General features: G+C 40.3%; 12 protein-coding genes. 6 read left to right on the forward strand and 6 right to left on the reverse strand.

The features are described 5' to 3' along the window. Positions 1-33 precede the first annotated feature (33 nt). The gene (gene pspA, locus ACJJVX_RS17330; protein ID WP_054206312.1) at positions 34-693 is read right to left on the reverse strand and encodes a phage shock protein PspA; all 660 of its coding nucleotides are present in this window, start codon (positions 691-693) and stop codon (positions 34-36) included. Between the two features lie 187 nt (positions 694-880). Between pspA and pspF the strand changes: the two genes are divergently transcribed. Genes pspF through ACJJVX_RS17360 form a run of 6 tightly spaced genes read left to right on the forward strand, consistent with a single transcriptional unit; the run spans position 881 to position 7,230 of the window. Then, on the forward strand, positions 881-1,939 hold the full coding sequence (pspF, locus tag ACJJVX_RS17335) for a phage shock protein operon transcriptional activator (RefSeq protein WP_054454955.1): 1,059 nt from the start codon (positions 881-883) through the stop codon (positions 1,937-1,939). Positions 1,940-1,954: 15 nt separating this feature from the next. Beyond that, a complete protein-coding gene (locus tag ACJJVX_RS17340) occupies positions 1,955-3,562 on the forward strand; it encodes an ABC transporter substrate-binding protein (RefSeq protein WP_054206310.1) in 1,608 nt (535 codons plus the stop codon). Further along, complete coding sequence (locus ACJJVX_RS17345; protein WP_054206309.1) at positions 3,562-4,596, forward strand: ABC transporter permease subunit; 1,035 nt, start codon at positions 3,562-3,564, stop codon at positions 4,594-4,596. Before ACJJVX_RS17340 ends, ACJJVX_RS17345 begins: the two co-directional genes overlap by 1 nt. Beyond that, complete coding sequence (locus ACJJVX_RS17350; RefSeq protein ID WP_054206308.1) at positions 4,583-5,476, forward strand: ABC transporter permease subunit; 894 nt, start codon at positions 4,583-4,585, stop codon at positions 5,474-5,476. The genes ACJJVX_RS17345 and ACJJVX_RS17350 overlap by 14 nt, the downstream gene beginning before the upstream one ends. Beyond that, positions 5,477-6,469, forward strand: coding sequence for an oligopeptide/dipeptide ABC transporter ATP-binding protein (locus ACJJVX_RS17355; RefSeq protein ID WP_054206307.1), 993 nt, complete (start codon positions 5,477-5,479; stop codon positions 6,467-6,469). It abuts the gene before it with no gap. Further along, positions 6,469-7,230: an ATP-binding cassette domain-containing protein gene (locus ACJJVX_RS17360; RefSeq protein ID WP_054206306.1), complete on the forward strand. Its 762-nt coding sequence runs from the start codon at positions 6,469-6,471 to the stop codon at positions 7,228-7,230. The genes ACJJVX_RS17355 and ACJJVX_RS17360 overlap by 1 nt, the downstream gene beginning before the upstream one ends. Positions 7,231-7,275: 45 nt before the next feature. Here ACJJVX_RS17360 and ACJJVX_RS17365 read toward each other — a convergent pair whose 3' ends face one another. The 5 genes from ACJJVX_RS17365 to clpX all read right to left on the reverse strand — a co-directional run bounded on the left by ACJJVX_RS17365 (position 7,276) and on the right by clpX (position 14,542). Beyond that, on the reverse strand, positions 7,276-7,677 hold the full coding sequence (locus ACJJVX_RS17365; protein WP_054206351.1) for a hypothetical protein: 402 nt from the start codon (positions 7,675-7,677) through the stop codon (positions 7,276-7,278). Positions 7,678-8,188: 511 nt separating this feature from the next. Beyond that, entirely contained in the window at positions 8,189-10,093 is a 1,905-nt protein-coding gene (locus tag ACJJVX_RS17370; RefSeq protein WP_170173194.1) for a SurA N-terminal domain-containing protein, read from the reverse strand. A 168-nt stretch (positions 10,094-10,261) separates the two neighbouring features. Beyond that, positions 10,262-10,564 carry an HU family DNA-binding protein gene (locus ACJJVX_RS17375; protein WP_305777735.1) on the reverse strand — a complete coding sequence of 101 codons (303 nt, stop codon included), beginning with the start codon at positions 10,562-10,564 and terminating at the stop codon, positions 10,262-10,264. 185 nt (positions 10,565-10,749) lie between these two features. Beyond that, the gene (gene lon / locus ACJJVX_RS17380; protein ID WP_054206304.1) at positions 10,750-13,110 is read right to left on the reverse strand and encodes an endopeptidase La; all 2,361 of its coding nucleotides are present in this window, start codon (positions 13,108-13,110) and stop codon (positions 10,750-10,752) included. A 148-nt stretch (positions 13,111-13,258) separates the two neighbouring features. Next, positions 13,259-14,542, reverse strand: coding sequence for an ATP-dependent protease ATP-binding subunit ClpX (gene clpX / locus ACJJVX_RS17385; protein WP_054206303.1), 1,284 nt, complete (start codon positions 14,540-14,542; stop codon positions 13,259-13,261). Positions 14,543-14,581: the final 39 nt, after the last annotated feature.

The following is a 14,581-nucleotide window of genomic DNA, read 5'->3' on the forward strand; positions in this document are numbered from 1 at the left end:
GTTTAAGCAGGGGCACACGGGCCCCATATATTTTTATTTATCAGCTAACTTCTTTTTGAGTGCTGCTAACTCGTCATCAATTTGCTCATTTTGTTGCAAGTCTGCAATCTCATCAGCCAATGACTTTTTACCTAAATCGTACGATTCTACTTGTGATTCTAGACCATCAATCTTCGTTTCGTAACGTTCAAAGCGATTAAGGGCATCTTCAACTTTAGAGCTATCCAATGCTTTTTTCACTTCAAGGCGTGACTCTGCAGAGCGTTGACGTAAGATAATCGCTTTTTGACGCGCTTTTGCATCTGCAAGCTTATCTTGTAACGTACTCACTTCTTGCTGTAATTTGTCAATGTGTGTTTCGACATGACTTAATTCACTTTCAACGGCTGCTACCGCTTCAGCAGATTTTTGCTTCTCAAGTAATGCTGCACGAGCTAAATCATCACGATCTTTACTCAATGCGAGTTCAGCTTTATCTTGCCACTGAGCTACTTGCGCTTTTAATGTATCTACACGACGCACTAATTCTTTTTTCTCTGCTAACGTTTTAGCTGAGGTTGAACGAACTTCAACTAACGTGTCTTCCATTTCTTGAATGATAAGACGTACCATTTTTTCAGGATCTTCTGCTTTATCTAAAATGGCATTGATATTAGAATTAACGATATCTGCAAAACGCGAAAAAATTCCCATAATATTTACCTCTGTGATGTTTAACTTAATTGGTCTACAGTTACTGTTACAATATGCTTGCCAACTTTATAAAATATAAAATACATTAATACTTTCAAAAAGTTAAACTAAAAATACAAATTCCTTTAGTTCTCTGCAATTATGAAATACACTAACAGTTAGTAAAAATGACTAAGAGTTAGGGAATATGAGCCAATTTCGCCAACAAGACAATTTACTCGGCCAATCAGACAGCTTTTTAGCTGTGCTTGATCAGGTTTCGCAGCTAGCAAGTTTAGATAAGCCGGTCCTTATTATTGGTGAGCGAGGCACAGGTAAAGAACTAATAGCAGCCCGCTTGCACTTCTTGTCAAAACGTTGGGAGCAAAGCTATATTAAACTTAACTGCGCTGCATTGAACGAAAACCTACTTGAAAGTGAGCTGTTTGGTCATGAAACAGGTGCATTTACAGGGGCGAGCAAACGCCATGAAGGACGATTTGAACGCGCAAACGCCGGTACACTTTTTTTAGACGAACTCGCAAACACTTCTGCGATGGTTCAGGAAAAGCTGCTGCGTGTCATTGAATATGGTGAGTTTGAGCGAGTCGGTGGTAAACAAACTATAAAAGTCGACACCCGATTAGTATGCGCTACCAATGAAGATTTACCTTACCTAGCTGAACAAGGCGAATTTAGAAGCGATTTACTCGATCGCCTAGCATTTGATGTTATTACACTGCCACCGCTGCGAGAACGCCAAGAAGATATTATGCTGTTAGCTGAGCAGTTTGCAATCAACATGGCGCGTGATCTTGAATGGCAATTATTCAGTGGTTTTACTCGTAGTGCTGTTGATATTTTACAGTCATATGAGTGGCCCGGTAATATTCGTGAGCTTAAAAATGTAGTGGAGCGAAGTCTGTATCGCCACGGCAATGAACATATCCCCGTTCACCAGATTATTTTAGACCCTTTTGAAAGCAAGTTCAGACCAAAACATCGTATTAAAGCACCTGTAAAAACACTCGAAGCCGCGCCTGTTTTAACTACGCCAAATGAGAGTGTGATCACACATAGCGCTGCCCCCATTCAATTTCCGTGTAGTTTAAAAGATCTTTCCAATGAATTCGAAATCGATTTGATCAATAAAGCGCTTGAGCACAGCCAGTTTAATCAAAAGAAAACTGCAGAAATACTCGGTTTAACGTATCATCAATTACGAGGTTATTTAAAAAAATATAACTTACTAGATCAACAGTCATAGTCAGGGGCTAAGCAAGTGTATAAATTGTTACTTGGTATTATTACGCTATGCCTTACAGGCTGCCTAGATACCAAAGAAAAAACACTCGAAGAAAAAAATCAAGGCTTAGTCTATTGCGCTGAGGCAAACCCCGTATCGTTTAATCCTCAGGTTACAACCACAGGCTCAACCATTGATATCATTGCAAATCAGTTATATGACCGTTTGATCAGTATTGACCCTATTACGGCAGAGTTTAAAAGTGAGCTGGCAACTGATTGGAAAATAAGTCCAGATGGAAAGTCGGTCACTTTTACCTTGCGTAAAGATGTAAAATTTCATACTACGTCTTACTTTACCCCCAGCAGAGATTTTAACGCTGACGATGTGATATTCACCTTTAGCCGTTTATTTGATGTCTATAATCCATACCATTTTGTTGGCGATGCCAATTACCCTTATTTTCAAAGCGTGGGGATAGATCAGCTAATTCGGCAAATTGTCCGTGTATCTGATCACCAAGTCCGGTTTGAATTATTTAATGCAGAGAGTAGCTTTTTAGCCAATATGGCAACAGACTTTGCTGTTTTGCTGTCTCGTGAATATGCCCTGCAGTTAAAAGAACGCGAGCAAACCAACTTATTTGATCAATATCCGGTTGGCACTGGCCCTTATATTTATAAAGAATACAGACGTGATCATTTGGTTCGTTACTATCGTAACCCTGACTATTGGAAGCACAAAGTTGTTCTAGAGCAATTGGTTTATGACATTACACCTAATGGCACAACCCGTATTGCAAAAATGCTCACTAAAGAATGTGATATCACCGCCCACCCAAGCAGTACACAACTGAGTATTCTTGCTCAACGTGATGACATTGTCGTACAAAAAGAGACTAACCTTAATATCGGGTACTGGGCGTTTAATACACAGCGTCCACCATTTGATGACTTAAGAGTACGTAAAGCCCTTGCTCATGCCATTGATATTGAAAAAATTATGCAAGCTGTGTATTACGGTAATGGCATTCGTGCAAAGTCTATTCTGCCGCCAACATCATGGGCATTTCAAGCACAAACTAAATTACCGGGATTTGACCCTGATTTGGCAAAAAAACTATTGGCCGATGCAGGATTACCCAACGGCTTTGATATGACTATTTGGGCAATGCCCGTGAGCCGTATTTATAATCCCAATGCACGAAAAATGGCTGAGCTTATGCAGAGTGATTTACGACAAATTGGTATAAACGTGAGCATTATAGAGTACGAATGGAACACATTTATTCAACGTATTGGTGAACACCGCCACGACAGCGTCTTACTTGGTTGGGCAGCTGACACCCCAGACCCCGATAACTTTTTTAGTCCATTGCTCAGTTGCACAGCAACCTTTAGTGGTAAAAATCCAGCAAATTGGTGCAACCCTGAGTTTGACTTATTACTCACTCAAGCCCTCGACACAACTGATTTGGCAATGCGCAAAACATATTATCAACAAGCTCAAACTATGATTGTCCAAGAGTTACCATTGCTCCCACTGGCACATGGTATGCGCTTCCAAGCACGCAGTGCTGACGTTGAAGGGGTTCAACTTGGTCCGTTTGGGGCTATTTCCTTAGCAAATGCGAGGAAAAAATAATGATACTTGATTATATAATGCGCCGCTTAGGTTTATTACTTTTTATGATGGTAACGCTCAGTGTGTTTACCTTCTCCTTGAGCTATTTATTTCCAGGTGACCCTTTAAGTAATTTAAGTGGCATTACTAATACAAGCTTTTCACAAACGAGCGAACTACAAGATAAGTATCAATTTAACGACAATTATTTAATGCAATATTTTGCTTTTTTAGGACGTATTTTGCAAGGTGACTGGGGGCTTTCATTTGCCTCTGGAGACAGTGTTTTTAGTCATATTATCGATTTATTTCCAGCCACATTAGAGTTAAGTATTTACGCCTTAGTTATTTCTGTCACCTTTGGCGTACCTGCAGGGATTATTGCTGCGGCATACCAAAAAAGCTGGCCTGATAAACTGATAAATTCAACGACTCTTATTGGTTATTCAATGCCTGTTTTTTGGCTAGCCTTACTCCTTATTATGGTGTTCTCACTGCAACTAGGGTGGTTTCCGATGTCTGGAAGAATGGGGCTGCTCTATGAAATCCCCTCGCAAACCGGCTTTATTTTACTTGATATAGCGCTGGCTGACTTTCCATATTCAGGCATGGCTATGCTAGATGCATTGCATCATTTAACACTGCCCACAATTGTATTAGCCATGTACCCAACTACCGTGTTAGTTCGTTTCACCCGAGACTCAATGCTCAATGTACTCGAACAGAGTTATATTAAAACCGCACGAGCCAAAGGCCTAAACCGTGCCCAACTCATAATGCACCATGCACTGCGTAATGCACTGCTGCCTGTAATAAAACAAATTGGTTTACAGTTTAGTACCTTGATCACCCTGGCGATGATCACTGAAGTTATATTCTCGTGGCCAGGCGTTGGTCGCTGGCTAATAGATAGCATTTACCAACGAGACTACCCTGCTATACAGGGTGGCTTATTGGCCGTATCAATGTTTGTGATCCTTGCAACCATTGTTGCCGAACTCACCTATACCTTATTCGACCCGCTGTCACGGAACCAAGCGCATGGCAAAGTTTAATTTATTTTCAGAAGAGTCGAATAAGTCGCCATTAGCGCGGTTTTGGCGCAAATTCAAATCCAATCACCCGGCAGTTGTTGGGCTATGGCTTTTTAGTGCTTTTGCAGTTCTCGCTGCTGCCGCTCCATTGATTGCCCCCTATGGCGTGAATCAGCAGCACAGTGAAGCACTGCTGATCCCTCCTTCATGGCATGAAATGGGCGATGTGCGTTTTATACTTGGTACAGATGACCTAGGCCGAGATGTGTTATCAAGGTTAATGAATGGCGCAACCTATACATTTGGACTCTCAATTGTCGCAGCATTACTAACAACGGTCATTGGTGTGGTAGTTGGCACGTTTGCAGGGATAAGCCGTGGCATTCGCTCTAGCTTTTTAAATCACCTTCTTGATATTACATTATCAATCCCATCTCTGTTATTAGCTATTATCATTATCGCAATTTTAGGCCCTGGGTTAATGAACACAGTGTGGGCGATTATTCTCGCGCTGCTACCACAGTTTATTCATTCTGTGCGCAATCTTATAGTGACTGAGCTAAATAAAGATTACATCACTGCATTTAAACTTGATGGCGCCTCTAATTGGCATATTCTCTCGCGTGGGATTTTTCCAAATATTTATGAACACATTGTGGTTATTTTTACTATGGCTTTATCAACCGCTATTTTAGATATTGCCGCATTAGGATTTTTAAAGCTAGGTGCTCAACCCCCCACCACTGAGTGGGGCGCTATCTTAGCAGAAAACTTAGGTTTAATTTACCTAGCGCCATGGACTGTGGGCTTACCGGGTGTATTACTCTTTTTAGCGGTCCTATCTACTAACTTAGTTGGTGATGGGCTGCGACAAGTACTAAAAGCACGAAAGGCAGACTAAATGCAATTACTCGACATTAGAAATCTAACCATAGAGCTGCGTACATCTGATACCGTAATACGTGCCGTCGACAGAGTGAGCCTGAGCCTCAAAGAAGGTGAAGTGCATGCATTAGTTGGTGAGTCTGGATCCGGAAAAAGCTTAATAGCAAAAGCTATTGTTGGAGTTTTAAATGAACGCTGGCATATCACCGCTGACCGAATGCACTGGCGCGGTGTTGATTTAATGCGCTTATCAAGCCAACAACGTAGAAAAATTGTTGGCCAAGACATTGCTATGATCTACCAAGATCCAAGTCGTTGCCTTGATCCAACGGCAAAAATATTTGACCAAATAGCTGAAACCTTACCGGCAGTGCACAGTTCAGGCTTTTTCTTAAAGCGAAATCGAGAACGTAAAGATAGAGTCAAAGCATTAATCCATAAGGTCGGTATAAAAGATCATGAAAAAGTACTTACCAGCTACCCGCATGAACTTTCTGAAGGTGTCTGTCAAAAAGTAATGATTGCGATGGCTATTGCACGAACGCCAAAATTACTCATTGCGGATGAACCAACAACGGCACTTGAGAGTACAACTCGGGCACAGGTTTTTCGATTATTAAAAAGTTTAAACCAACTTAAGAACATGTCGATTTTAATGATTTCCCATGAGCTAGAGGAAATTGTAGACTGGTCTCACGGAATACACGTTCTATATTGTGGACAGATGGTTGAAGCTGGCCCTACACAACGTATATTCTCCCATCCTCGCCACCCTTATACACAAGCATTGTTAAAAAGCTTACCTGATTATGAGCATGGCCTTGCTCATAAAGAACCGTTTTACGCACTCAAAGGCACAATACCTACTTTGCAGCATTTACCAATTGGTTGCCGCCTTGGTCCTCGTTGTCCACAAGCACAAAAAGCCTGTGTAGTGACTCCCCCATCAACAAAGCAGCATGGTCATAGCTATGCGTGTCATTTTCCATTAATTAAGGCTATGAAATAATGCAGCCACTATTAAAGGTGCAAGCCTTATCTAAAAGCTTTAATTTACGTGCAAGCTTATTTTCACGTAAACAATTTAGTGTCCTAAAAAATATTTCGTTTTGCTTAGAAAAGGGGGAAACTCTGGCAATCATTGGCGAAACAGGCTCTGGGAAAAGTACTTTAGCAAAACTTTTAGCAGGCGCAGGCACCGCCGATAGCGGGCAAATATATTTAGACGGTAATATTATCGAAGACAATGGCGTAAGAGATACACAATGTCGCCATATTCGTATGATATTTCAAGATTCAGAAGCTTCTCTTAATCCTGGTTTAACCATTGGTGACATGCTTGATGATTGCTTACAATACAACACATCATTAGATAAAGAGACGCGGGTTGAAAAAATTAAGGTCACTCTGGCTAAGGTTGGCTTATTAAACGATCACCAACATTATTACCCTCATATGTTCAGTGGCGGTCAATTACAGCGTGTTGCATTAGCAAGGGCGTTGATTCTTGATCCAAAGGTTGTGGTGCTTGATGAAGCGTTATCATCTTTAGACCCTTCTGTACGAGCTCAAACCGTAAATTTACTACTTAAATTACAACAAGAAACTGGCTTAAGCTATATTTTAATAACACATCATTTAAGTCTAGTGCGCCACATTAGCGATCAATTAGTCGTACTTGAGCATGGTGAGATTGTTGAATATGGAAGAACGGAAGATGTTTTCCAAGCACCTAAGTCGCGCGTAACACAAAAATTATTTAACTGCTGACCCTCAATATATGCGCGAGGCGACCCGCGCATAAAAATATACCCATTAAGCAGGTTGAATTAATGATTCAACAATTTTTAACGCTTTAATTTCATTTTCATCAGTAATACCGTCAGCTTCAATAACTTGTTTAAGTAACTCTAATACAAACACCCTCATTGATTGATCTACAATATGCGTCATTCGATGCTGAATAAATGACTCAATGTCATCACTTTGTACAGCCAAAACACATTTACTTGTCATATCAATAATGTAGTTATCAAGGTTAATCGCTGAATTCCACTCAATCTTATGCGCCCATGTTTCAACAACAGTTAACTCTTCCTCTGCAATCGAACCATCAACAGCGACAAATAGTAATGCAAGATCTAACAGTGATTCTTTTTGTAACTGTTCAACACAGATACCCATATCAAAATTATTTAATAGCTGCTCGAATTTCATAACGATCCTTTGATAAAATTTGCGTTTAAGCACTGAGCTTATACCAAAGTACATTAAAAAGTAACCTAAACAAGTTTGCTAAATTTAAGTAGTTGATACCAATTTGCATAAGTATTTGAACAATTTAACAAATAAAATCACTCTGTAACGTCGCAGCAAATACTCGGTTGGAAACTAGGGCGTGCTGACCTTTATGGATTGAAATTTATTTAATCTAGGGGCGATTTAATCGCGGCGCGAGGTTTGGAATCGAGTGAGCTAAGTAAAAATTGAGCAAAGCTTCCGCGTCCTGCTCACGCCCCTAGGAAGAACCCTTTGGCAGCGCATGTTTGGCATTTATACTGCGTTATCGCCTATTTATGGGGAACACCACACACCATAGGCGCTGCCTTGCCTAAATACCAAATAGACTGCTGCAAAATCAATCACGAAAGGTCAACACGCCCTAGCATACTGTCAGTGAAAAACAAAAAAGGCGCCATTGGCGCCTTTTTATTTATTAGAATAAAACTTATTCTGCGGCTTGTGGTGCTACCGGCAAGTTTAACTCAGCGTTTGCTTTTAAGGCTTCAATGAATACCATGTAGTTTTTGTTAACTTGGGCCATTGTAATATTTTGCTTAAGCTGCGCTTCGATTTCGCCTTCAATAGCTGCATCTGTCACTGTTTTAAGAGCAACAATTGCTGCATCGCCGTTATTTAACTCAACCTTTTCAACTACTGGAGCAGTACTTGGATGAGCCATTTTAAAGGCGTGTTGAACGATTGCTGGAGAAACCGTATATGCTTGACGTGTCAGTGTAGCCTCTTGGCGTAGTTCTAAGCTTTGCTCAGTTGCTACGTTTGTTAAGCTCTTACCTGCTTTAATTTCTGCGTATAAGGTAGTTGCTTTCTCTTTAGCAAGTTCTGATGCTTTTTGGCTCACTAAACGCGCTTTTATCTGTTCAGACACATCTACAAGTGGTTTTGTCGTTGCAGGCACATACTCGCTAACTCGAACCACAATAACGTGCTCATCACCGATTTCTAGTACTTCTGAATTCATTTTATCTTCAAGCACGTCTGGCGAGAATAATGCTCTCATCACTGCGGGTGTGTTAAGTGGTGCTGGTAATGCGTTGCGTTCAACTAGCGCCGTTGTTTGTACTTCAACACCGGCAACTTCAGCTGCATCAACTAAAGTATCTGAAATCTCAAATGCAATTCCAGCCATTTCTGTTTGCTTTTCATAAAACGCATTTACTTTTTCAGTACGCTCTAGTTCTGCACGTAAATCAGCTTTAACCGCATCATACGCTTTTACTTGTTGGCTTTGGATATCTGTTAACTGAATTATATGGTAACCGAACTCCGATTGTACAACCTCTGAAAAGTCACCTTTTGCAGCAAGTGCAAACGCAGCGTCTTCAAATGCAGGATCCATCATATCGCGTTCGATCCAATCTAAATCACCGCCCATTTCAGCACTAACAATATCATCAGATGATGATTCAGCTAATTTAGCAAACTCAGCGCCTTGTTGTAATTGTGCTAATAAATCTTCAGCTTTACTTTTAGCTGCATCATCGTTTTCACTGCTATCAATTAAGATATGTGATACACGGCGTTTTTCCGGTTCTATATATTGCGCACTGCTTTGCTCATAATACGCTTTAACGTCATCTTCAGTCACATTCGTTTCAAGGTTTAAGTTCGCAGCATTTAAGTCAATATAGCTTACTGATACCTGTTCTGGAGCTAAAAACTGTGATGTATTTAAATCGTAGTAATCTGCAATTTCTTGCTCATTAACAACGATACTGTCTTGTAGGCTTTCTTTGCTAACTACAATGTAATCAATGCTACGAGTTTGTTGTTGTAGTGCAATCGCGCTTGTTAATTCATTTTTCAAAGCAAAATCGCTGCCTGCAACAGCTGATACAAGCTGGCTACGAGTCATTTCTTCACGAAGGTATTCACGAAATGCTTCTGGTTGAAAATTCATTTGACGAATAACTTGTAAATAGCGATCGTTATTAAATTTTCCACCAATTTGAAAGTAAGGCAGTTCTAAAATTGATTTTTTAACACTATCATCACTTACACGAAGGCCTAACTCTGCAGCCAGTTGCGTTTGTAATTCTTGTTGTACTAAACGATCAACCACACCTTGGCGAATTTGCGCCATATAATTTGGATCTGCAGCAATTTGCGCGAAATATTCACCAAATTGTTGTTCCAAGCGTGAACGTTCATTTTGTAGTGCTCGGCTAAATTCGGTTTGGCTGATTTTAACTCCATTTACTTCAGCAACGGGTTGTTCTGTGGTTTGACCTAGGTAACCACCGATCCCTGCTAAGGCAAAAGATAAAATTACCGCGCCTAAAATAACTTTTGCTACTGGTCCTTGCGAACCCTCTCTTATTTTCTCAAGCATTTATTTATCTCTATTCTATTCGAGGCAGAAATCGCCTTGCTCATGTAAAAAAAGCGTATCTTACCAGATACGCTTTTTTTCTTGAAGCAGTTGGCGATAAAGATAGTTAATTGTGCTAAAAAGCGACTAACTTCTTACACTGCCAAAACTAACCTACTAAAACAGTGATTAGCTATTACATGCATCTTTTAGCGCTTTACCAGCTTTGAAAGCTGGAATAGTCGCTGCAGCGATTTGAATTGTTTCGCCAGTTTGTGGGTTGCGGCCTGAACGAGCGGCACGATCGCGTACTGAGAAAGTACCGAAACCAACTAGAGCAACTGAATCGCCATCTTTAAGAGCGCCTGAAACAGACTCGATGAATGAATCTAGTGCACGACCCGCAGCCGCTTTAGAAATGTCAGCGTCAGCTGCGATTTGATCGATTAATTGAGATTTATTCACAATATCATCCTCTTTCATTGTTATTATCAAGAGCGATTGTTTTTTAAACTAACATCACTATTTTGAAAATTTTAGAGCAAACTTTTTCATGCTCATACGATTGTATTTTTTCTTCAGCCTAGGCCACATAAGGCCTAGGCTTGAAAACCAGTGCTTAACTTATCATACCATCTAGATTTGAAAAGCCCTTTCAAGCACTTTTTTTCGCTTTTTTACTGGTTTTTTGGTGTTTCGACTGAAAAACTCTCAACTGGGTGTACTAAAGCAAGTTTTAAAACCTCATCAATCCAAGTAACAGGGTGAATATCAAGGCCTGCCAATACGTTGTCAGGGATCTCTTTTAAGTCACGTTCGTTAATTTTTGGAATAATAACGGTTTTAATACCACCTCGGTGGGCCGCTAGTAACTTCTCTTTTAAGCCACCTATTGGTAATACTTCACCACGCAACGTAATTTCACCCGTCATTGCAACATCAGCACGAACAGGATTACCCGTAAGACTTGAAACCAAACCAGTTACCATTGCAGCACCTGCACTTGGTCCATCTTTTGGTGTTGCTCCCTCAGGCACATGTACATGAATGTCACGTTTTTCATAAAAATCACTGTTAATTCGAAATTCATCTGCACGATTACGCACAACAGTCATAGCAGCTTGAATCGACTCTTGCATGACATCGCCAAGTGAACCGGTGTAACTTAGCTTCCCTTTACCTGGCATCGCAGCACATTCGATCGTCAGTAAATCACCACCTACTTCAGTCCAAGCAAGGCCTGTTACTTGACCAATACGATCGCCGTCTTCTGCTTTACCGTAATCAAAGCGTTGTACACCTAAGAAATCTTCAAGGTTCTGTGCATTGATAGTGACGGTTTTAGTGCCTTTTTCAAGCAAGATATTCTTAACGGCTTTGCGACATAACTTAGATATTTCGCGCTCTAAATTACGTACGCCAGCTTCGCGGGTATAATAGCGAATAATGCCAATTATAGCGCTGTCTTCTAAAACAAGTTCGTCGTCTTTTAAGCCATTGCGTTTAACTTGCTTAACAATTAAATGCTCTTTTGCAATATTTAGCTTTTCATCTTCGGTGTAACCCGACAAACGAATAACTTCCATCCGATCTAATAATGGGCCAGGAATGTTAAAGCTGTTAGATGTTGCAACAAACATTACATCCGACAAATCGTAATCAACTTCTAAGTAATGATCAGCAAAATGACTATTTTGCTCAGGATCGAGTACTTCTAATAAAGCCGATGCTGGATCACCACGCATATCCGAAGACATTTTGTCAATTTCATCTAATAAGAATAATGGATTTTTAACACCCACTTTACTCATATTTTGGATTAGCTTACCTGGCATTGAGCCAATATAAGTACGGCGATGACCACGAATTTCAGCTTCGTCGCGTACGCCACCCAGCGCCATACGTATGTACTTACGACCCGTAGAGCGTGCAATCGATTGGCCTAATGACGTTTTACCAACACCTGGAGGCCCTACTAAACATAAAATTGGCCCTTTTAGTTTATTAGTACGTTGCTGAACCGCAAGATATTCAATAATACGCTCTTTTACTTTATCAAGACCGTGGTGATCGCTATCAAGGATTTTTTGCGCACCAGCTAAATCTTTTTTCACTTTTGAGCGTTTTTTCCACGGTACATTAATTAATGTATCTATGTATGAACGCACGACTGTCGCTTCTGCCGACATTGGTGACATCATTTTTAGCTTGGCAAGCTCTGAATTTGCTTTTTCTTGTGCATCAGTGCTCATACCCGACTCTTCAATACGTTTTTTCAACGCTTCGAATTCATCTGGTACATCATCAAGTTCACCCAATTCTTTTTGGATGGCTTTCATTTGCTCATTGAGGTAGTACTCACGCTGCGATTTTTCCATCTGCTTTTTAACGCGGGTACGAATTTTCTTCTCAATTTGCAATAAATCGATTTCACCTTCCATCAACGCCATTAAATATTCAAGACGTTCCGTTACACTGGCAATCTCAAGTACTTTTTGCTTTTCTGGCACCTTAAGCGGCATGTGTGCTGCCATCGTATCAGCAAGGCGTGGCGCTTCATCAATCCCACTGACTGATGTTAATACCTCTGGTGGGATTTTTTTATTGAGCTTTACATAGCCTTCAAACTGACTTATTGCGCTGCTGATGAAAATATCTTGCTCTTGCTCATCGATTTCCTCAGAGCTAATAAACTGCGCGTTAGCAACAAAGAAGTCTTCATTTTCAATGAAGCTTTCAAGCTTTGCTCGTTGCGTACCTTCTACCAATACCTTTACTGTACCATCTGGTAATTTTAGTAATTGAAGTACGGTGGCAATAGTACCAACACGATAAATATCATCTTGTTCTGGTTCATCGACTGTTGCGTCTTTTTGCGCAACAAGGAAAATTTGTTTGTCTTTATCCATTGCCGCTTCAAGGCATTTTATTGATTTTTCACGGCCTACAAAAAGCGGGATCACCATGTGCGGATATACCACGACATCGCGCAGTGCTAACACTGGGATTTCGACTCGATCTGTTCTCTCAAGCGTCATTATTTTTCTCTTCGCTCTTCATTTATTTTAAAGATTACTCAAGTATATGGGGATAACCTAAGTAAAGTTCAACAATTTTACGTAATTGGATTAAATAAATTATAAAAAAAGGAGCCTAAGGCTCCTTTTTTATCAAAGTGAGTATATATTACTCTGCGGCCACTTTATCTTGAGTCGCGCTTTGATAGATCAAAATAGGATCTGATTCACCTTTAATAACGGTTTCATCAATCACTACTTTGCTAACATCTTCCATTGATGGGAGTTCGTACATGGTATCAAGTAATACAGCCTCAACAATTGAGCGAAGACCACGTGCACCCGTTTTACGCTCCATTGCTTTGTGGGCAATAGCGCGAAGCGCATCATCACGAAACTCAAGTTCAACGTCTTCCATACCAAATAATGCGCCGTACTGTTTAGTTAAGGCGTTTTTAGGCTCATTTAGAATTTGTACTAAAGCCGACTCATCTAATTCAGTTAACGTTGCAACCACTGGTAAACGGCCAATAAACTCTGGAATTAAACCATACTTTACTAAATCTTCAGGTTCAACATCTTTAAATGTTTCACTTAAAGAACGACTTGCCGCTGATTCTTTGACTTGTACGCCAAAACCGATACCAGTATTTTTCTGGCTTCGCTGCTCAATTACTTTATCAAGGCCAGAGAATGCACCACCACAGATAAATAAGATTTTAGAGGTATCGACCTGTAAAAATTCTTGCTGTGGGTGTTTGCGCCCGCCTTGTGGTGGAACCGATGCAACTGTACCTTCAATTAATTTAAGCAATGCTTGTTGCACGCCTTCACCCGATACATCGCGTGTAATCGAAGGATTATCCGATTTACGTGAAATCTTATCAATTTCATCAATGTAAACAATACCGCGCTGGGCTTTTTCTACATCGTAATCGCACTTTTGTAATAGCTTTTGGATGATGTTTTCAACATCTTCACCTACATAACCGGCTTCAGTTAGTGTTGTTGCATCTGCCATCGTAAATGGCACATCTAATAAGCGTGCAAGTGTTTCGGCTAATAATGTTTTACCACTACCCGTTGGGCCAATTAGTAGAATATTACTTTTGCCTAACTCAATATCAGATTTACCATTTTGATTACGCAAGCGTTTGTAATGATTATAAACCGCTACAGAAAGTACTTTTTTAGCGTGATCTTGACCAATTACATAATCATCTAAGTGATTACGAATTTCTTTTGGTGCAGGTAGTTTATCAGACGTGTTGTGCTTAGGCGCAATGTCTTTGATTTCTTCCCTGATGATATCGTTACACAGCTCTACACATTCATCACAAATGTATACTGAAGGACCTGCAATTAGCTTACGAACTTCGTGTTGGCTTTTGCCACAAAAAGAGCAGTATAACAATTTATTACTTTTGTCGCCGTCTGTAGGAGTGTCAGACATTCAGCTACCTCATCTTATACGTTGGCTGCCAAACTACTT

The organism is Pseudoalteromonas sp. Ld20 (assembly GCF_045064175.1).
GTDB classification, from domain to species: Bacteria; Pseudomonadota; Gammaproteobacteria; order Enterobacterales; family Alteromonadaceae; genus Pseudoalteromonas; species Pseudoalteromonas neustonica.

Excerpts from the sequence above, each read along its gene's own strand:
- ACJJVX_RS17360 (WP_054206306.1), top strand. The coding sequence starts at position 6,469 with ATGCAGCCACTATTAAAGGTGCAAGCCTTATCTAAAAGCTTTAATTTA.
- lon (WP_054206304.1), bottom strand. The coding sequence starts at position 13,110 with ATGACGCTTGAGAGAACAGATCGAGTCGAAATCCCAGTGTTAGCACTG.
- ACJJVX_RS17355 (WP_054206307.1), top strand. The coding sequence starts at position 5,477 with ATGCAATTACTCGACATTAGAAATCTAACCATAGAGCTGCGTACATCT.
- ACJJVX_RS17345 (WP_054206309.1), top strand. The coding sequence starts at position 3,562 with ATGATACTTGATTATATAATGCGCCGCTTAGGTTTATTACTTTTTATG.
- clpX (WP_054206303.1), bottom strand. The coding sequence starts at position 14,542 with ATGTCTGACACTCCTACAGACGGCGACAAAAGTAATAAATTGTTATAC.
- ACJJVX_RS17370 (WP_170173194.1), bottom strand. The coding sequence starts at position 10,093 with ATGCTTGAGAAAATAAGAGAGGGTTCGCAAGGACCAGTAGCAAAAGTT.
- ACJJVX_RS17350 (WP_054206308.1), top strand. The coding sequence starts at position 4,583 with ATGGCAAAGTTTAATTTATTTTCAGAAGAGTCGAATAAGTCGCCATTA.
- pspA (WP_054206312.1), bottom strand. The coding sequence starts at position 693 with ATGGGAATTTTTTCGCGTTTTGCAGATATCGTTAATTCTAATATCAAT.
- pspF (WP_054454955.1), top strand. The coding sequence starts at position 881 with ATGAGCCAATTTCGCCAACAAGACAATTTACTCGGCCAATCAGACAGC.
- ACJJVX_RS17365 (WP_054206351.1), bottom strand. The coding sequence starts at position 7,677 with ATGAAATTCGAGCAGCTATTAAATAATTTTGATATGGGTATCTGTGTT.